Raw genomic sequence first — 19,185 nt, forward strand, 5'->3', positions numbered from 1 at the left:
GAAGGAACGGTTACCGGTGGCACGCTTCCGGGTGGTGACCAAGCACCAGGTTTCGGGTTGGCGGTTTCTGTTACACCGGATCGAACATGCCCTGGTCCGTCGCGACGCCTCGATGATCGACGACCCCTCCCGCGGCCGGTCCACCGCGCTGGCGGTCGGGGTCGCGCTGGCCTGTGTGGGCATCGCCGGAGCCGCGGTGCTGGCGTTCTTCAAACCCGCGAAACCGGTGGGAGACTCACCGATCCTCGCGGAGAAGGACAGCGGCGCGCTGTATGTCAAGCTCGGTGAACGTCTGCATCCCGCCCTCAATCTCACCTCGGCCCGCCTGATCGTGGGACAGCCGGCCAAACCGGTGGAGGTATCGCAGTCCGAGCTCGCGAAGTACCCGCGTGGTCCCTGGGTAGGGATACCCGGTGCACCCGGGCAGATCAACGACGAGGCGGAGAAGGATTCCGAATGGACGGTCTGTGATACCGCCCGAACCGGGGCCGCGGCACCGGTCGACCAGGAGACCGGCCTCCCGACACTGTTGCGTTCGGCGGTGCTCACCACCGCCATCGCCGGGCCGCTCACCGTCGACGGCGATGCCGTGCACGAACTGAGCGGCCGCCAGGCCCGGCTGCTCCGCGGTGAGGATGCGACCTGGCTTGTGTACTCCGATCCGGAACAGGGCGTGGTACGCGCCGAGATCAATCTCGCCGATTCACCGGTGATGCTCGCCCTCGGGATCGACAGCCACGCACAGGTGGCCGCCGCGTCACCCGGGCTATTGGGGGCGATACCCGAAGTCGCGCCGATCCGGGTGCCGGATGTCCCCGGCTCCGGTACCCCCACGACACTGAAACCGGCGCTCGATGCGGTGGTCGGGTCCATCGTCACGGTCGCCACGCCGAATCAGCCGGCCGCCTACTATCTGGTGTCCAATTCCGGCCTGGTCCGGGTCAGCGGGGTGCTGGCGTCCATCGTGCGAAACGCGAACTCACACGGTGCGGTCGCTACGACAACGATCGGGCCGGACGTGGCGGCGGCGAACCTACGTCCCGGTGATTGGCCGGGCACCGCGACCTATCCGGCCGAATCGGTCGAAGTCCTCGATCCCATTCGTGACCTGATCACCTGCTACCACTGGGAGCGCACAGGTACCGATCCGGATGCGCATACCCGGTTGCTCTTCGGCAGGCAGCTGCCGCTCACGAAACAGGAACAGGGCCGCACCGTCGGCTTGGTCACCGCCCCCTACTCGGGCGGTATGACCGCCGATTATGCCTACCTGCCCCGTACCTCGGGAAAATTCGTGCAGGTCACCGGTGCCGAACCCGGCTCACCGCTGCGCGAATCGCTGTTCTGGATATCCGACAGCGGTGTCCGCTACGGCATCGATGCGGATCTGAAGGGCGGTAACGGGAAAGATCCGTCGCTTGCCGCACTGGCGCTGCGTGACCCCGTTCCGGCGCCGTGGAGCATCGTCTCGCTGTTCGCGGTAGGCCCGGCGCTCTCGGTCGGCGACGCCATGATCCAACACGACGGGATACCGCCGAACATGACGGGTGCGCAGATGGCGGGGAACAAATGACCGCGACGCGCCGTTTCGTCCGGCCGGCCCGTATGGTGCGCGGGCCCAAGGCTCCCGCCGTCACCGAACTCCGGCTGCAGCCGCCGACCGAGTTGCCCCGGCCGGTGCCGATGTCCAAGATCAAGATGATCATGCCCGTGATCATGGTGTGCGCCATGGTCGGCATGATGGCGATGATGTTCTCCGGCGGCCGTGCCATGTCGCCGATGATGCTGATGTTCCCCATGATGATGATCGTGTCGATGTTCGGCATGCTCGGCGGCCAGCTGGGTGGGGGCGGGGGAACCAACAGCACCGCGGCGGGGCTGAACGAGGAACGCAAGGATTATCTGCGCTCGATCACCGACAACCGGAAGACGGTGCACGAGGCCGAAACCGAACTGTACGACTATCTGTCCTATACCCACCCGGGCCCGGCCGGTCTGGGCCGTCTCGTCGGCGGTAAGCGGATGTGGGAGGTGCAGGTCGCCAATCCCCAGTTCCTGCGTGTGCGGATGGGGCGGGGACGGATCGCCAACCAGGTCCGGGTCATCGTGCCGGAGGCGGCGCCCACCTCGGATCTGGACCCCGTCGGTGTGGTCGAGCTGACCCGATTCGCGAAAGCCTATTCCACGGTCGGCGGAATGCCGGTCGCGATCAATCTGTTGTCGGCGCCGCTGGTCGGCCTCGACGGTGACGCGGACGCGGTGGCGGGTCTGATCCGGGCCATGGTGGCCGAGATCGTCGTCCTGCACGGACCGGACCAGGTCGCGGTGGCGGCGGTGCTCAACAATCCGGACGACCCGCAATGGGCCTGGTTGAAATGGCTGCCGCATAGCCAGCATCCCGCCGAAACCGACGCTGTCGGATCGAGCCGCATGGTGTATCGGACCGTGGCCGAACTACGGACGAAGGTACTCGCGGGGCTCAACCGCGGCCCGTTCTCGGCGAACAACGAGCCGGCGCTGGACAAATCGCACTACGTGCTGATCGTGGAATCCGGTGGTGCGAACACCGATCGCGATATCTCCGGTATCGACGGCTGCACCTGGTTGCGGCTCGGCGAGTCCGAGCAAACCCTGCCACGGTCGCTGAGGTTCGCCGTCGCGGCGGACCGTACTCTCCAGGAACTGACCCCCCGCGGTAGCCGGTTGGTCGGCACCGCCGACAATATGTCGATCCCGCAGGTCACCGCGGTGGCGCGGACACTGTCCCCCTATCGACTGTCCACCGTGGTGGAGGCGGTGGCCGCCGAGCAGGCCAGTGGTAGCACCTCATGGGAAGACCTGGTCGGCATTTCCGATCCGGGCAATATCCGGGTGGACCGGCAATGGCCGGTACGCCGCGACGCCGACCGCAACCGGCTGAACATCCCGTTCGGCCACGACCCCACCGGCCAGGTGGTGCACCTGGACATCAAGGAATCCGCCGAGGAGGGCATGGGCCCGCACGGAATGTGTATCGGCGCCACCGGTTCCGGTAAATCGGAATTCCTGCGCACCCTGGTGCTCTCCGCGATCGCCGAGCATTCCCCCGATGTACTCAACCTGCTGCTCGTCGACTTCAAAGGTGGCGCGACCTTCCTCGGTTTCGACCGGCTCTCCCATGTGACCGCGGTCGTCACCAACATGGAGGAGGAGGCAGATCTCGTCACCCGTATGGAAGACGTGATCAACGGCGAAATGGCCCGTCGCCAGCGCATCCTGCGCGACGCGGGGAACTTCGCCAGCGTCGCCGACTACGAGAAGGCGCGGGAGCAGGGCGCCCGGCTCGAGCCATTGCCCACGCTGATGATCATTCTCGACGAGTTCGCCGAACTGCTGGAGCAGCATCCGAGCTTTTCGAAACTGTTCGTCGCGATCGGCCGTCTGGGCCGCTCGCTGCGGATCCACCTGTTGCTGTCCTCGCAGAAGGTCCCGGCCAACCGCATGGGTGAGCTGGAAGCGCATCTGTCCTACCGGATCGCGCTGCGCACCAACCAGACCAGCGACTCGCGTGACGCCATCGGCACCGCGGACGCGTACCACCTGCCGAAGAAACCGGGTTCGGGATATCTACGGGTGGGCGCGGGCGATCTCCAGCGATTCCAAGCGGCCTATGTCGGTGGGCCGTACACCGCGCCCGCGCAGGCTTCCAGTTCCAGTGCGCAGCGCGCCCGCCGGCCCGGCGGTGGATACAAACCGCCGCAGCGGTTCACGGCCGCCTTCATCGCCGAAGCGCGCCCGGCGCCGGTTGCGGCGGTGGCTGTGCGCGCGCCCGAACCGGAGGACACCGAGGGCGAACCGGTCAGCGTGATGGAGACCGTGCTGCAGCAGTTCGCGCGGCACGGTCGTCCGGCCCACAAGATGTGGCTCCCGCCGCTGGGCGTTCCGCCCACGGTGGACAGGCTGACCGCCGCGGCCGAACCCGGCACGCTCGTGCTGCCGTGGGCGATCATCGACAAACCGCGCCAGCAGCGCCAGGACGTCTGGTCGGTGGATCTCTCGGGCGCGGGCGGCCATGTCGCGGTCGTGGGCGGTCCGCAGTCCGGTAAATCCACGGCGCTGCAGACGCTCATCCTGTCGGCCGCGCTGACCCATACGCCGGAGCAGGCGCAGTTCTACTGCTTCGACTTCTCCGGTGGCCTGTCCGCGATGCGCGCACTGCCGCATGTGGGCTCGGTGGCCTCGGTGCGCGATGTGGACCGCATCCGGCGTACTTTCGCGCTGATCCGCAATCTGATCGCCTCCCGGCAGGCACTGTTCGATCACCTCGGTATCGATTCCATGCGTGAATTCCGGCGGCGCCGGAACACCCCTGAGGGCTCGGCCGAGTTGACGTCCTACGGCGATGAGCACGGCGATGTTTTCGTTGTCGTGGACGGCTGGGATATCGGGTTCGCGATCAACGGGCCGTACTACGACGAGTACATGCCGACCATGGAGTCCGTCGCCCTGCAGGGCCTCAACTACGGTGTGCACCTGGTGGTCAGCAGTTCCCGCTGGGCCGCGATCCGGCCCCAGCTCAAGGACCTGATCCAGACCCGCCTGGAGATGCGTCTCGGCGACCTCACCGATACGGTGTTCAACGCCCACCGTGCCGTGGTGGCCGCGGTGCCGCCGAATCGTCCCGGCCGCTGCGTTTCGAGCGAGGCCCTCCATATGCTTACAGCGCTGCCTCGTACCGACGGCAACGGTGACGCGGAAACCGCGGCCGCGGGCTTGAGTGCGGCGATAACCGAGGTAAGCCAGACCTACGCGGGCCGGCAGGCACCCGAGGTCCGGTTGCTGCCGGCCCAGGTGACGATGCCGCAGATCCTGGCCCGGGTTCCGCAGCCGACGAATCTGGCCGAACGGCTCGCGGTTCCGTTCGGTGTCCGTGAATCCGATCTGGGGCCGGCCGTCATCGACTTCGGCGTCTCCACCCATTTCGTGATCCTCGGGTCGACCGGTTGCGGAAAATCGACCGTTCTGGGTGCGCTACTGGAATCCATCCGGACCCGGTTCACGAAGGATGAGGCCCGGGTACTGCTGATCGATTACCGCCGCCAGCATATGGACGCGGTACCCGAGGAGCAGTCGATCGGATACCTGACCAGCGCCCGCGATGTGGTGGACAATCTGCCGTTCGTCGCGGAGAAGCTCCGTGCTCGCCGGGCCCCGGACGGGGTGACCTCCCAGCAGCTCAAAGAGCGGTCCTGGTGGAGTGGGCCCGAGATCTTCGTGGTGGTGGACGATTACCACATGGTCGCTCAGCGTGGGCAGATGAACCCGCTCGACCCGCTGCGGGAGCTGATCGTCGACGGCCGCGACACCGGTTTCCACCTGATCGCCGCCCGCAATATCGCACAGGCCGATACGGCCATGTACGACACCGTCCTCGGCCAGGTGAAGAACCTGAACTCCTCGGGTTTGATCATGGATGGGACGAAAATGGACGGCATGCTCATCGGCGATGTGAAACCCACCAAACAGCCGCTGGGCCGGGGGATTCTGGTGGAGCCGCTGACCTCGACGAAGGACCTCGTGCAATCGGCCTGGATCCCCGAATGAGCGCCGTCGCGCGGCCGCTCAATGGGACTCCCCATATATGGGAATGGCCTAGCGTACTTCATGTACCGCTCTGTTGCGACGACCGGCAACGGGCACGGACGTTTATCGATCGGAGTTATCGATGATCCCCTTCGAAGTCAACCCTGCGGATCTTCCGGCCATCGGCGCCGCGGTGAATGCCCAGGGCGCCAGCCTGGCCTCCTTCCTGCAATCGGTGGCGCCGTACACGGTGCCGGAACCCTCGGTTGCCTGTGCGCCGGGCTTCTACATGACGGCAGGTCTCGGCGTCGTCGACGTCGTGATGAACGCTTACCTCGCGGCCTGCAATACCGAAAGCGGCCTCTTCGGCTCCAGTCTCGGCCCCGTATCGGTGACCTTCGAGTCCACCGATGTAGCCGGCGGCGTGGGAGTGGCGGCGGTGGGAGATTCCGTTGCGGGCCGGGTGTTCGGCAGCTGATCGATAACTGGTTCGGAGCAGGGATGCTATGCCGTTCTTCGAATATTTCGCCCTGGAGCCGCTGCAGAATCGAGATCTGATCGATTCCGGGGCCGGTGCGGCACCACTGACCAATGCCTCACGCGCTTACTCGGCGATCGACAGCGCGCTCGAATCCACGGCGGCCAATACGGATGGCCTGATCAGGAACATGGGCGTCGCGTGGCCGCGTGGCGTGAGTTCCCAGCGTGCGCAAGCGGCATTCGGCAAGCACAACGAGTGGGTACGTCAGCAGGCAGGGAACGCGTCGAAGATCGCCCAGTTGGCCGATCAAGGGGCGCATTTGCACAACAGCGCCCTCGGGGCGATGCCGTCGCGGTTCGAGATCGAAGCCGCCATCGCGCAGTTGGCCGCATCCGCTGCTCTGATGACCACATCCGGCACGGTCGCCTCCGCGGGGGCCGGGCCCGCCTCCGCCGCAGCTCTTTTGGTTTTCGCCGGCGCAAGCGCGTGGCACGCCATGGCCGAGATCGAGTACAACCGCCTCAAGATCCAGGCCGCCGCGACGATGATGGGCTACGAGATCGGAGCCCTGGGTCTGCTCGTCAACCTGGTCGGGGTGGCGGGCTCGTTCACGCCACCACCGCCGATCGTCCTACCGAGTGCCGGGTCGCCGCCACCGGTGGGGCACGACGCGGTGGCCCCGCTACAGGACCTGATCACCAAGGGGCCCGACAGTTCGTACTATCCCGGAAACAAACCGACGACGACCGATACCGGGCAGCACACCGGTAACGGGTCGGACTCGGCGGGTGATTCGAATTCAGGCGGTTCCGATTCGGGTGGTTCCGATCCGGGCAGCGGTGGGGACGGGACGGATCCAGGGCCTTCGGGTCCGGAACAACAGTCGCTCACCGATCCGCAGCAGGCGATCGGATCCGAATCCGGCCTCGATTCCGGGTCCACCGGCTACGGCACGGAGTCGTCGTATTCGAGTCCGCTGCCGGGTGTTTCCTCGGGGTCCGCGACGCTGGCCGCGCTCGGTGGCGGCGGTGCGCTTGCCGGCTTCGGATTGGCTCGCGGAGGTATCGGTTCCATGGCCGGTGCGGCAACGGGTTTCCGGTTGCCGGGCAATTGGAATCCCGCCTCGGGCACCGCTTTCGGCGCATCCAACCCCGCCGCGTCCTCGGCCGCGCCGGCTCGCGGTGCGGCACGGCGGGTATCGGCGCCCACCGCGCGGATGCGGCGTCGCCGCCGGGAGGAGGAAACGCGAACGGGGAAGGTCTTCACCCCGGGCGAGCAGTTCGAGGTCCCGGAGCTCGAGCGACCGCCGGTGATCGGTGTCATCGAATACGAGGACGACGAGCCCGATACCGAACTGCTCGTGGACTCCTCACTCGTGGGAGTACTGGACCGGCTCGACGAAGAGAACGAGTCGGAGAATGGATACAACGCCCGGTGAGTTGACCGGGTTCACTGAACATCGAAAGGGAGAACATCATGGTCAGCGCCAGTCAGGGAGTAATCCAGGCGAATCCGGATGATCTGATCGCGATCGCCAAGAAGATGAATGGCCCGCTGCAGAACCTGGAAACGCACCTCACAGACCTTACCAAAATTCAGGGTACCCTCGAGACCGCGTTCAAAGGCAATGCCGGTCAAGCGGTCTACAACGCATTCGGCAATGTGCACTCCACCGGTACCGGCATCGCGCGATACCTGGAAGACCTCATGGCGCAGATCAACCAGGCAAGTTCGAAGTTCGATGATGACGATCGGGCTGCTTTCCAGCAGGTGAAGACTGCGATGGGCGATGCGGCCGATGGGAGTTTCAACACGGGTGTCAAGGACAGCGGTTGGCAGAGTGATGCGCAGGAAAGCACTGTCGGTCCGTCGAAGGCGAAGGTCGATTGGGCATGACAGGGGGGCACTGACCCGGCCTCCTGGATGCGTTCGTACATAATATTCGAAAGGTTCGATTTCAATGAGCATGCCGATCTATACAAACAAGGCCGACATCGAAGAGGCGCTGACCCGGTCGAAGGGCGTCGTTCAAGGTTTGCAGGACAGTAAGACCGAGCTGACCAACATGCAGACCGAACTGTTGAACACCTTCAACGGCGGCGGTGCCCAGATCTACAAGGATGTGGCGGATCAACTGGGGAGGCGGCTCACCAGTTTCGATGAGAGCATTACTGCGCTCGACAATTCGACGGAGCATGCCGCGCGGCTTATCGGCGATGCAGACCAAGCTGTCGCCAATATGTTCTCCAACCTTCTCTGAGGAGATTGCTGGTTTGACCGATCATACGTCGATGGGCACAACATCGGCGGAGGTGGAATCCGGCGATCCGGTATCGGTGGATCTGAACGTCGATGCCGCCCTTGTCCTGAAAGACATGGTCGGCATCGACGCTTATCCGTTGGTCCTGGCGATCATGCCGAACATCTACCGAATCTCCGACCGCGACCGGGTCCGGGCGGTTGTCGCGGAACAGCTCGCCGCGGACGGGATCATTTCCGGTGGTGAGGTGGATCCGGTGGTCGCCGGTTGGCTCCGGTGCCTGAATCGTCCGGATACCGAGCTGGCCATCCGAGTGCTCGACAACGGCCGTGGAGGGGAAACCCCGACCATGCTGCGCGCCTCGCTGGTTCGCAGCGGGGAGCAGCACGTTCTTGCCGTCCGATGTGACGACGAGATCGTCATCCAGCCGGTCTTCCACCAGGGCCGGCAGCTGGATACGCTCACCGCGGTATTGGGATCGATCCTCGGTGACTACCCGGTCCTCGATTTCGAACCGTTCACCCGCGCCGACAGCGATCCGGCAGATTCCGAGCCGCCGCCCGAGGACGCGGACGGCGTGCGAGCCGGCCTGCGTGAACTGGGCGCCTCCCCGCGGACCGCGAACGTGCTCACCCGAGCCTTGGGCGAAATCGTCCGCCAGACCGAGGTCCTCATGATGGAGCATCGAGACGGCGGACCTGAAACACCCGACTTCACAATCTGTATGAACGTACTGGACACGTTTTCAGGGCGGTTCGTGATCACACCGAGCGTAACGTTGGACGGCCGGACCCGGTCGACCTTCCGGCCGGGCGACCACACTGCCCTGCGCAGTGGTATCAACACTCTGGCCGAGCTGCTGCCCGGCCGTAGCTGGTTCGATACCGCACGTACCGGTTGACGTTCCAGTGCTGGATGAGAGGACGGTGAGATGAACCGGGCACCGACAACGAACGGCGACGCGACCTCCGCGCTCGCCAAAGGCGGTTACGACGCCTACTTCGCGCAGCTCGACGAACATCCCGGCGGTGGAGCGGCCACGGCGGCGAGCACTTCCGGCCCTCCCGAGTTCTCATCCACGGCCGCTGGGGCCGTACCGACCACAGCACCGGAAACGGGGACCGATCAGATGAGTTCGGCCATACCGCATCCTCCGGCGCCCGGGCCGTCGGCGGAATCGCCGTCGGCCGGTGCCCCGCAGGCCGCGGTATCGCCGCCACAACCCACCGGCCCCCCACCCTCGGCGCCCGAGGCGCCGGCCGTGGACGACGGCGAACTCGCCGATCTGCGGCAGCGCGCGGCCACGGCTCACCAGCAGGCGGCCGCCGAGGAACAGCAGGCCATCGCGCGGCGGCAGCAGCAGGGTACCCAGGGCGTAGCGGCGCCGCCCCCCGCCGGCCCCCCGGTCGCGGCGCCGGAACAGAGTACGGGCGCGTCGGATACCTGGACGTCACCGGCGGCGGTCGCGGGACCATCCCCGGCGGCGCCGCCGCCGTACACTGCTCCCACGCAGTCCGCGCCTACGAGCGGATACTCCACCACCTCTGCCGGGTACGCCGGGCCACAGCAGTCCTACACCGGCTACTCCCCGGCCCCGGGCGCCCAACCGGCGGCTCCGCAGCAGGCCGCCGACGCATCCCGGGTGCCGGACCGGATCCATCGACCGGCCTATGACACCACCGGGCGTATCGAGGTGCTTCCGCCCGCCCTGGCCTCCGCGGAACTGCTCGCCGAGATCGCCGCGGTACGCCAGGCACATCTGCGGTCGAACAAGGGTGTCCGTGGTGCGCTGAACAAAGTCGGTTTCAACCTCGGCCTCTCACCGGCCGAACAGGAGGCCGAGAACCGGCGCACCCGGATCCGACGTCAGCTCAGCGTGCCGTACCAGATCGCGGTGGTGAGCGTGAAGGGCGGCGTCGGCAGGACCACGACCGCGGCCGGTCTCGGTTCCACCTTCGCCAAGCTTCGGCCGGACCGGGTGATAGCCATCGACGCGAACCCGGATTTCGGTGATCTGTCCAGCCGCACCACGCGTCATCAGTTCGGTTTGACGCTGCGCGATCTCGCTCAGGCCGGCGGTCGTCTGGACTCCTTCTCTGCCGTGCACTCCTACACGGCTGTCAATACAGCCGACCTCGCCGTGGTGGCGTCGCCCTGGAGTACGGACGCGGGGGAGGCGCTGACCGGTACCGAATATCAGACCGGTGTGGAAATTCTGCGTCGCCATTACAATCTGCTCGTGGTCGACTGTGGAACCGGTGTGCTCGATTCGTCGACCAACACTGTGCTGCGTACCAGTGACGCCGTGGTGGTCGTGACACCCGCGACCGTCGGCGGGGTGACCGGAGCCGTCGCGACCCTGAACTGGTTGAGTTCGCACGGCTTCGATCATCTGATCGCGGCCTCCATGGTGGCCATCGTGCGGCAGCATCCCGTGAAACCCACCGTGGATATCGAGGCCATCGAAAAACTGTTCGCGTCGGCGCAACGGCCCACCGTTCAGATCCCGTTCGATCCCCATCTCGCCGAAGGCGGAGAAATAGATCTGCGCATGTTGGACAGGGAGACCGCGCTGGCCTTCGAGAATCTGGCGGCCGGCCTGGCCGACGACTTCCCCGGTTATGTCGCGGAGCCCTCCGGCGGCGACCGCGGAGGTATGCGGTGACATCTGTGCAGACGGCGCCGGCGGCTCCGTCCGGCGACGCCGCACCTGCGGAGGTGGCGCGGGCGCGTATCGCCGTCATGGTCGCCACCTACCAGGTGGATGTGGTCGTGCCGACCAAGTTCACCGTCGAGACCTTCATCGACGACCTGGTCGCGGTACTCGCCAATGCGATCGGTGACGAGGAGGTCGACTTCACTCCACCTCACGGCCAGTGGAGCCTGGCGCGGCCGGGTGAACCGCCGATTCCGCGCTGGCGCAGCCTCGGCGACCACGACATCGTCGACGGGACGGTGCTCATGCTGGCGCCGGTGGAGTCGTCGGAGGTCTTCACCCCGGTGGTCGAGGACATCACCGACGCGCTGGCGCTGATCAACGAGCGCGAATTCGCCGAGTTCGATGCCGATACCGCCGCGATCGTGGGGCTGGGTGTCTTCGGTGCCGGAGCGGTCGGGCTGGCGACCATGCTGTCGTGGGCATGGACCCAGTCCGGGTCGCTGCTGTGGTGCGGATTGCCCGCGCTGCTGCTCGGCGCGCTGTGCTGGGCGGCGGCGGTGGCGATCCGCGGTAGCGGTGCGGCGCGCCGGATTTCGCTGGGTGCGGGACTGGCCGCGATCCCGCTTCTCTTCGCGGGTAGCGCCATGCTGGTTCCGCCCGCCTACGGCGAGCCGGGACCCTTCGCGCCGGCCAATATCGTGGCCGGCGCGGTCGTCACCGCTGTCGCCGCCATGGCCATGATGCGGTTGACGGGCAGTGGGATCGCCACCCTGATGAGCATTGCCGTGCTCGGCATCGTGGTGACCGCCGTCGTGCTGCCGCTGGCCTACTTCGACCTGGTGACTCGCCAGGTGGCGGGCGCCGCAGTCTTCGTGGGGCTGATATTGCTCACCACAGCGCCCCGGATCGCGGTGGTGATCGCCAAGATTCGCCCGCCGGATCTGCCCGACCCGGGCAACGAAGTGAACCCGGCCACCCTGACCGATATCTTCGACGCGGAAACCCACCGTGATGTGGAGCAGGATGCCGCGGTCGCCGCGGCTGCCGAAGAGTCGCGCCGCACCGCGGAGGCGGGCATCGAGAGCCGGGCGCGGCTCGCGGTCACCAGCCTGCGCGGTCTCATCGTGGCCGTTTCCGGGTTGTTGTCGGTGGCCACGGTGATCTGCGCGGCGGTGAGCCCGGGCGGGATCCGGGAGATCGTGATGGCAGCAGCGGTGGCCGGAATTCTGGCTATGCGGTCCCGGTGGTACCCCGACCGTGTTCAGGCGATCGCCTTGGTGCTCGGGTCCGCGGTCACGGTACTCGGTGTCACGGCCGTGCTCGTGACGGCGTACGAGACATCGCTCGCACGGCTCACCGTCGTGCTGGTGGTCGCGCTGATCGCATGTGGCGCGCTGGCCGCGGCGCTGCGCCTGCCCGGAAAGCGGCTGACTCCGGTCACCCGCCGGATCACCGACCTCATCGAGTACGCGTTGATCCTCGTGGTGCCGGTGATCGCCTTCTGGATCATGGGCGTGTACACCGCCATGCGAGGGATCTGATGGCCCTTCGCCTGAACAGGGCTGCCGCGGCAGCCCTGGCTGCTGTGGTGCTGGGCGCCACCGCCGCCCCGGCGGCTGCCCTGGTGCCACCGGAGGTAGTGGTCGGCGTCGCACCGCCGGATGGTCCGCCGGCCCCGGAAGCGCCGACCAAGCAGGACAGCGGTTGCCTGGCCACCGGTGTCCTGCAGGATACGGATATCTCCCGGACACCGCCGTCGGAGTTGGCCTTGAACCTGGCCGACGCCAGGACCCTCAGTCGTGGTCTAGGGGTCACCGTCGCCGTCGTGGATACCGGCGTTTCTCCGCATCCGCGGCTGCCCAATGTGGTGGCCGGTGGTGACTATGTCGCGGCCGGCGGCGACGGGCTTCAGGATTGCGACGCGCACGGCACGCTGATCGCCGGGATCATCGGCAGCACGTCCGATCCCGCGGACGGCTTCACCGGTGTGGCGCCCGACGCGCGGATCATTTCCATTCGCTACCGGTCCGCGGCGTTCCGGGTGGAGCGTGGCATGTCCGATCAGAGGGAGCGCCAGGCGCTGGAAGTGCGGACTCTTTCGCGTGCGATCACCCATGCCGCGAATCTGGGTGCGGGCATCATCGCGGTACCACTGCCGATATGCCTGGCGGTGGATTCGGGTGTCGATCTGGGGGTCCTGGCCGAGGCGGTCGGATACGCCGTGCACACCCGAGGATCACTCATCGTGGCCGGTGCCGGAAACGCCGAGACCAATGGCTGCTCCCAGAATCCGGGCTTCGATCCCGGACGGCCCGGTGACCCGAGGAACTGGAAGTACGTCAAAACGGCCTCGCTTCCGGGGGTCTTCAGCGAGTCCGTGCTGACGGTGGGGTACACGACCGCCTACGGCGGGGTCACCGATAGATCCCTGATGGGTCCATGGGTGACCGTAGCCGCGCCTGGTACTGGTATCGAATCGCTGGGGCCGGGATCGGCCGGCCTGATCAACGGCGTCGGGCCACCCGACAAACTCGGTCCCGTCGGTGGTTCCTCCTTCGCCGCGGCGTATACCGCCGGTGTCGCGGCACTGGTGCGCTCGCGGTACCCCAACGAAACCCCCGCGGAGATCACCGCCCGGCTCACCGCGAGCGCGCACGCTCCGGCGCGCGGTATCGACAACACGGTGGGCGCGGGCATCATCGATCCGGTCGCGGCCCTCAGCTACCGGACCCCACCCGAACCACCGGAGGGCCTGTTCCAGGCCGGGCCGCTGGAATTGCCGCCGCCGCCTCGCGCACCGGACGCCAAACCCGGAATCACCGCGGCGATCGTGATCATCGCGGCGGTGCTGATCGGTGCGGCGACAACCTACGGCGTGAATTCGTGGCGGAGGCAGCGGCAGTGACGATTACCGCGGAACGGGCCGTCCGTGCCCCGGACCGCCGGGTCGCCGGGGTGGAACGCGGCCCGTTCGCAGTGATGGCGATCGGAGGCAGTGTCGTGATGGCCGGATTGTCGTCGTATCTACCGCTGTGGGGTGCCGCATCGATCGTCGCCGGGTTGCTGCTCACGGTGGTCGTACGGATCCGGGGCCGGACGCCGGTGCGATGGTTCATCGATTGGCTCGATTTCCGGACCGGTAGATCGGGCCGCGCGAAGCTGCTCACCGCGCCGCTTCCGGTACGCGATATCGATGTCGCCGCCGGACTCTGCGGTATCGCGGAGGACGGTGACGTGCTCGTCGCCATGATCCAGCTGGCGCCGAACCTCGACCTGCCGACAGTGATCGCCGAACAGACCATCTACACCGAGGACACCGTCTCGGTGGAGAGCCTGCTACCGATGCTCGACCATTACGGCATCGGCATCGACATCGACATCGTGACCACCGGTCAACGGGTGCGGGCGGCCGGCAGCTACAGCATGCTCTACGACCAGCTGATCGGGTCCCATCCCGTGGTCGGAAACCGGCTGACCTGGCTGGTTCTCCGGCTGGACCAGGAACGCAATCTACGGGCTCTGGCAAAACGCGGGCCGTGTGCGGTGGTCGCGCCGCGGACCCTGGCCACTGCGGCACACCGGATCGCGGGCCGGTTGCGGGAGCGAGGCGTGGCGGCCCATCCACTCCCGGCGGCTGCCCTGCTGGATGCGACCCGGCTGCTGCACTCCGGAGCGGAGCTCGGTGATCTGACCGAACAGTGGGACCGCCTGAAGACTTCGGTGCCCGGCCGTTTCGTCACGAGTTTCGGAATCGACTGGACACAGCTCGACGATTCCGGCCTGGACGACTGCTGGACCTGGAACAGTGGGCGCACCACGCTCGTGGTCAGCCTTTCCGGGGCGGACCGGCCGAGGGCCGTCGTACGCTATATCGGCCCGGCCATGACCGAAGCGCTGCCCGACTATCTCCGCCGATTGCCCGGCCGTCAGTCGGTGGCGCTCCGTTCGACCCTGCCCACCGGAGTCTCGCTGCGTGAGTTGACCCGCGACGAGAACACACTCGAGGAGGCGCCCGAGGAGTTGAGTGCCGTGCTCGCCGTGCCGATCGGTCCCAACGGTCAGATCCTGGGCGCGATCAGCGGCCAGACGCGCCATCAGCTCGCGATGCCGCTCTTCGATCCCGCCCCTTACAATCCGCGTCGCCGCACGGTCGATGTGCAGGCGATGCTGCCCGTCGCGCAGCAGTTGGTGCTGCGCGCGACCGTGGTCGGCGCCGATATCGAGGTCCATACCAGCCGGCCGCAGCGTTGGCAGCATCTGGTGAGCGCGGTCGGCGACGCCAGATCGCTGCGGCTGGTGGAGGCGGGTGAGGAGGAGCCGGGCGCGGGCGCCACCATCACGGTCTTCGACCAGCTGCCGCCGCAGGCATCCGCGGCGCCGACCACCGTCTCGATCAGCGATCCGGGAAGCCCGCGTCGCGGGTCGGTGGATCTGTCGATCGAACAGGTCGGCGAAGCTCAGCTGGATGTACGGATCCCGATGCGCACCGTCCGGGTGAACCTGGTCGAACCACGCGGCGAGACCCGCTATTTCGAGCACAGTGATCGACCGCCGACGGTGGCCCCGCCGTCCGGTAATTCCGAACGGACCGTCCCGGTGACCCGGCCTCAGGGATATCCGGCCCGGTGAGTAGGACAGAGCAGGTAATCTCGATGACCGTGGTAGCGGATCCCGAATTTGACAGTGGCAGATTCGACAACCCGGACGGCGCGCAGGAGCAGACACCACGGCAGGCCGCCGCGGCGATCTTCTCCAGCCGACTGTCGGAACTGATCGCCGAATCTGTCGTGTCCACCGAAGACGGCTCGACCCGTGGGCTGACCTTGTATTCGCTTGCCCAGCACCTGGAACTCGCCTATCCGGATGTGCCGGTTTCGCAGTCCGGTCTGTACCGGTTGATCCACGGTGATGCCATTCCCCGACTCGACCTGATCATCGCGCTGGCCCGGGTGTTCGACGTGCCGCCCGAGTATTTCGTGACGGCGGAGAAGACTCGCTGAGCCGGGTCGCGGAGAACGCCGCGTGGGTAGTTCGCAGGGCTCGATCGGGTCCCCAATGGTGGGAATGATGGCGTCGTCCGCGGGTTCATAGCCGATACCATTCCGGCTATGCCCGATGCGGATTCCGGAGACGTATTTCTCCGCAATCGAGGTGCGATTCTGGATGCGCTGCTGTCGGATCCGGCTTTCGGGCTCACGGGGAACGCGCCCGAACCGGCGTCCCCTGTGTCCGAACCGGCGCCGGTTTCCAGCCCGCCTGCTCCCGAAATCGCCTTCGACGAATCTCTACTCGCCCCGGCGCCCCGGGCGCGTGAGGCGTCGGCTCCTATCGACGAGACTCCACCGCCGGTGGCGGTCCGCTCGACTCCGGTCGAACCCGATTCCGGTCCCGCGGTATCGCGGCCGCGTCGGTCGACGGCCGGGCCTTCGGCGAGCGAACGGATCAACGCACTGCTCAGCGGGCAGTTACCCGATACCCGGGACTCGTCGTTCGCCTCGGACAACGCCGAGCGGGTGGCGGACCGATTGAACTCGACGGCCCCGCCCGAGGCCGAGGCCCAGCAGGCGGCCGCCGCCCCCGAACCCGCCCGTCCCGAACGGCAGTCCCCGCAGGAAATGGCCCGCGAGGTCGTCGAGCAGCTGCGCAAACCGCGGGTCGCGCTGGCGGTCGCGGCGGTGGTCGCGCTGCTGATCGTGGTGCTGCTGGTGGTGACAGGGGGCAAGGAGGAGGCGGACACCCAGCCGCTGGCCGTCACTCCGGCGCCCACCCAACCGGTGCCCCAGGCCACCGCGCCGCCCGGCGGCGGCACCATCGAACCGGAGTCGGCGGAGTCGAAGTGCCCGGCCGGCGGCACCGACGGTATGGACGCCTTCTCCGGCGAGCCGGACAAGGCCTGGTCGTGCCCGCGCGCGTACAAGATCGACGGGCAGGTTTTGCGGATCGATCTGGGCAAGAAGTACAAGATCGATTCGATCGCCATCGTGCCCGGCTGGGACCATGTGGGCACCGACGGCACCGATCAGTGGACGAAATTCCGCACCGTCAGCCGTGTGTCGTACCAGTTGAACGACGACGACAAGACCACCTACACCCAGGAGACGCTGGACCAGCGGTCACTGGTGGTGACGCAGATCGAGCCGCCGATCGAAGCGTCGGAGATCACGCTCACCGTATTGAAATCCAGTGGCGACACCTCGGCCAACACCGTGGCCATCTCCTCGATCGTCATCACCGGGCAGTGAGGCCGGTCATGGGAGACGGGGCGCGGCGATGACGGTGCGATGCCAATACTGCGGTCATTCCGCGGCCGCCGGGGTCTCGGCGTGTACAAATTGCGGTGCACCTCTCCCTGTACCAGCGGCCGGGCACGACCGTCCCGCGGCGCCGGTGGCCCAGCACGGTATGGCGGCCGGACATCTGGCCGAGATGAGCGGCTGGTCCGGGGCGCAGGCAATACCGGACAGGCACGGGCACCACGGCAACCATGGGACGGCCGGGCCGGAGCATCGGGACCCCGAGCACCACGAGCACACTCGGCACGGCCGGCGCCTTCACGGGGTGCTCGGATTCATCCGTTCCCATCTGGTCGACGAAGCGGAAACCGTAGTCGAGAAACACCATCCGAAATGGCAATGGCGCGCGGCCGGCGGTATAGCGGTGGCGGTTCTGCTGGTGCTCGCTTTCCTGATGGTGAAATCCTGCACTCTGGCAGGTCCGCCGCTCACCGGGCCGTCGAGTTTCGGTGGGGGCGGTCCCGTGGCGGCGACCGACGCCGTATCGGCCCTGCCCGGCCCGTTGCGCACCGCGTCCTGCCGTCCGCATGACGAGACCGACGGTGTCCAGAGTTGCGTGCTCGACGCCGGGAGTCCGTTGTTGATGGGGGAGATCTCCGGGGGGCGTCAGCTGGCGTTCCAGGTGCAGACCGCCGCACCCGGTGCCCTCGCCCAGGCGGTGGCGCAATGGCGTTCCGCCGGCGGCACCGTCGTGGCCGACGGTGAGGTGTTCGCGGCGATCAGTGCCTCCGCGGCGATCTGGTACGCCGACACGCAGTCGGGCCTGCGGGTGGACACCGGTGCGTTCACCGACAGCGCGGGCGCGCGTACCTTTTTGATCCGATCCGGGTTGCTGCATCCGTAGTGCGGCCATCCACCGGCCGTGTCGTGGCGAACATCTCATCGGTGTGCTTTCTTCCCGGCGCGCCGGATCCGGTGACGGTTTACACACGCGTAACGTACCGCTATACAACGGCACATTAAACGCGTAGAGTGCCTGGTGAAGAAGTTCGAAACCGAAGCGGAAAGGCGCGGATCACGGTGACGACAATGCAGGACACAGTTTCGCCGATGCGATTCCGGATTGATCCGGACGAACTGGGGTCGGCGCGTTTCCGGACCGCGCTGTACCGCACGGCCGAGGCGCCGCCGGGTGAGTGGCGATTCACGCTCTACGCCGCGGGCGAGGGTGTTTCGCTGAGCCGGGTACTCCCGGTGCTGCACAGCCTCGGCGTCGAGGTCGTGGACGAACGGCCCTACCAGCTGGAATCCGACGGTGACCGTTCGGACTGGATCTACGACTTCCGCTTACGCGTGGTCTCGGCCGTGTTACGGACCCAATTGGACCCCGAGTTGGAGGCCGACCTCGATCAGCCCGAAAGCCACGGCGCCCAGGGAATCGCACAGAGATTCACCGCGGCATTCGAAGCCATGTGGTTCGGTGTCGCCGAGGTCGATACGCTCAACGAATTGATTCTGCGGGCCGGCCTGCACTGGCGTCAGGTCGTGGTGTTGCGTGCCTACGCGAAATATCTGAAGCAGGCCGGATTCTCCTACGGCGCCGCCGGTATCACGCGGGTGCTGCTGGCGAATCCGGATATGTCCCGCGGTTTCGTGCGCCTGTTCGAGGCGTATTTCGATCCGGACGGCGACGCCGATTCGGCCGCGGGTATCGCGGACTGGCTGGAAGCCGAAATCGACGCGGTAGTCAGCCTCGACACCGACCGGGTGCTGCGGGCGGTGCTCAATGTGGTCACCGCGACCCTGCGCACGAATTACTTCCGGCGCGACGGTGAGGGCGAACCGCCCGCGCACCTCTCCCTCAAATTCGATCCGCAGTCCATCACCCTGTTGCCGCAGCCGCGGCCGAAGTACGAGATCTTCGTGTATTCGCCGCGGGTGGAGGGTGTGCATCTGCGGTTCGGTGCGGTGGCTCGTGGTGGTTTGCGGT

15 protein-coding genes are annotated in these 19,185 nt (G+C 66.8%); all 15 read left to right on the forward strand.

Annotated features, from left to right (window positions below; genetic code table 11):
- The first annotated feature begins 16 nt into the window (after positions 1–16).
- Positions 17–1,573, forward strand: a complete 1,557-nt coding sequence (gene eccB, locus IG75_RS0133545; RefSeq protein ID WP_030526070.1) for a type VII secretion protein EccB — start codon at positions 17–19, stop codon at positions 1,571–1,573.
- Positions 1,570–5,583: a type VII secretion protein EccCa gene (gene eccCa / locus IG75_RS0133550; RefSeq protein WP_030525345.1), complete on the forward strand. Its 4,014-nt coding sequence runs from the start codon at positions 1,570–1,572 to the stop codon at positions 5,581–5,583. Before eccB ends, eccCa begins: the two co-directional genes overlap by 4 nt.
- 121 nt (positions 5,584–5,704) lie before the next feature.
- Positions 5,705–6,040: a hypothetical protein gene (locus IG75_RS0133555; protein ID WP_030525344.1), complete on the forward strand. Its 336-nt coding sequence runs from the start codon at positions 5,705–5,707 to the stop codon at positions 6,038–6,040.
- Positions 6,041–6,068: 28 nt separating this feature from the next.
- Positions 6,069–7,481: a PPE domain-containing protein gene (locus IG75_RS0133560; RefSeq protein ID WP_030525343.1), complete on the forward strand. Its 1,413-nt coding sequence runs from the start codon at positions 6,069–6,071 to the stop codon at positions 7,479–7,481.
- A gap of 38 nt (positions 7,482–7,519) precedes the next feature.
- A complete protein-coding gene (locus IG75_RS0133565; protein ID WP_030525342.1) occupies positions 7,520–7,939 on the forward strand; it encodes a WXG100 family type VII secretion target in 420 nt (139 codons plus the stop codon).
- Between the two features lie 64 nt (positions 7,940–8,003).
- Positions 8,004–8,303 carry a WXG100 family type VII secretion target gene (locus IG75_RS0133570; protein WP_156059349.1) on the forward strand — a complete coding sequence of 100 codons (300 nt, stop codon included), beginning with the start codon at positions 8,004–8,006 and terminating at the stop codon, positions 8,301–8,303.
- Entirely contained in the window at positions 8,239–9,204 is a 966-nt protein-coding gene (locus IG75_RS0133575) for an ESX secretion-associated protein EspG (protein WP_247904488.1), read from the forward strand. The genes IG75_RS0133570 and IG75_RS0133575 overlap by 65 nt, the downstream gene beginning before the upstream one ends.
- Positions 9,205–9,234: 30 nt before the next feature.
- The gene (locus IG75_RS0133580) at positions 9,235–10,968 is read left to right on the forward strand and encodes a CpaE/TadZ family protein (protein ID WP_245713448.1); all 1,734 of its coding nucleotides are present in this window, start codon (positions 9,235–9,237) and stop codon (positions 10,966–10,968) included.
- Positions 10,965–12,503, forward strand: a complete 1,539-nt coding sequence (gene eccD, locus IG75_RS0133585; protein ID WP_030525338.1) for a type VII secretion integral membrane protein EccD — start codon at positions 10,965–10,967, stop codon at positions 12,501–12,503. The genes IG75_RS0133580 and eccD overlap by 4 nt, the downstream gene beginning before the upstream one ends.
- Positions 12,503–13,867, forward strand: coding sequence for a type VII secretion-associated serine protease mycosin (mycP, locus tag IG75_RS0133590; protein ID WP_030525337.1), 1,365 nt, complete (start codon positions 12,503–12,505; stop codon positions 13,865–13,867). The genes eccD and mycP overlap by 1 nt, the downstream gene beginning before the upstream one ends.
- Positions 13,864–15,591: a type VII secretion protein EccE gene (eccE, locus tag IG75_RS0133595; protein ID WP_245713447.1), complete on the forward strand. Its 1,728-nt coding sequence runs from the start codon at positions 13,864–13,866 to the stop codon at positions 15,589–15,591. Before mycP ends, eccE begins: the two co-directional genes overlap by 4 nt.
- Before the next feature lie 23 nt (positions 15,592–15,614).
- Entirely contained in the window at positions 15,615–15,962 is a 348-nt protein-coding gene (locus IG75_RS0133600; protein WP_030525335.1) for a helix-turn-helix domain-containing protein, read from the forward strand.
- A gap of 108 nt (positions 15,963–16,070) precedes the next feature.
- Positions 16,071–17,204 (forward strand): discoidin domain-containing protein, encoded by a 1,134-nt coding sequence (locus IG75_RS0133605; RefSeq protein WP_030525334.1) that lies wholly within the window; start codon positions 16,071–16,073, stop codon positions 17,202–17,204.
- A gap of 145 nt (positions 17,205–17,349) precedes the next feature.
- On the forward strand, positions 17,350–18,099 hold the full coding sequence (locus IG75_RS0133610) for a hypothetical protein (RefSeq protein WP_156059346.1): 750 nt from the start codon (positions 17,350–17,352) through the stop codon (positions 18,097–18,099).
- A 206-nt stretch (positions 18,100–18,305) separates the two neighbouring features.
- On the forward strand, positions 18,306–19,185 hold an 880-nt coding region (locus IG75_RS0133615), incomplete at its 3' end, for an NAD-glutamate dehydrogenase domain-containing protein (protein ID WP_345769821.1).

Origin of the sequence: Nocardia rhamnosiphila NBRC 108938, from assembly GCF_000720425.1 — a bacterium.
Lineage (GTDB): Bacteria > Actinomycetota > Actinomycetes > Mycobacteriales > Mycobacteriaceae > Nocardia > Nocardia rhamnosiphila.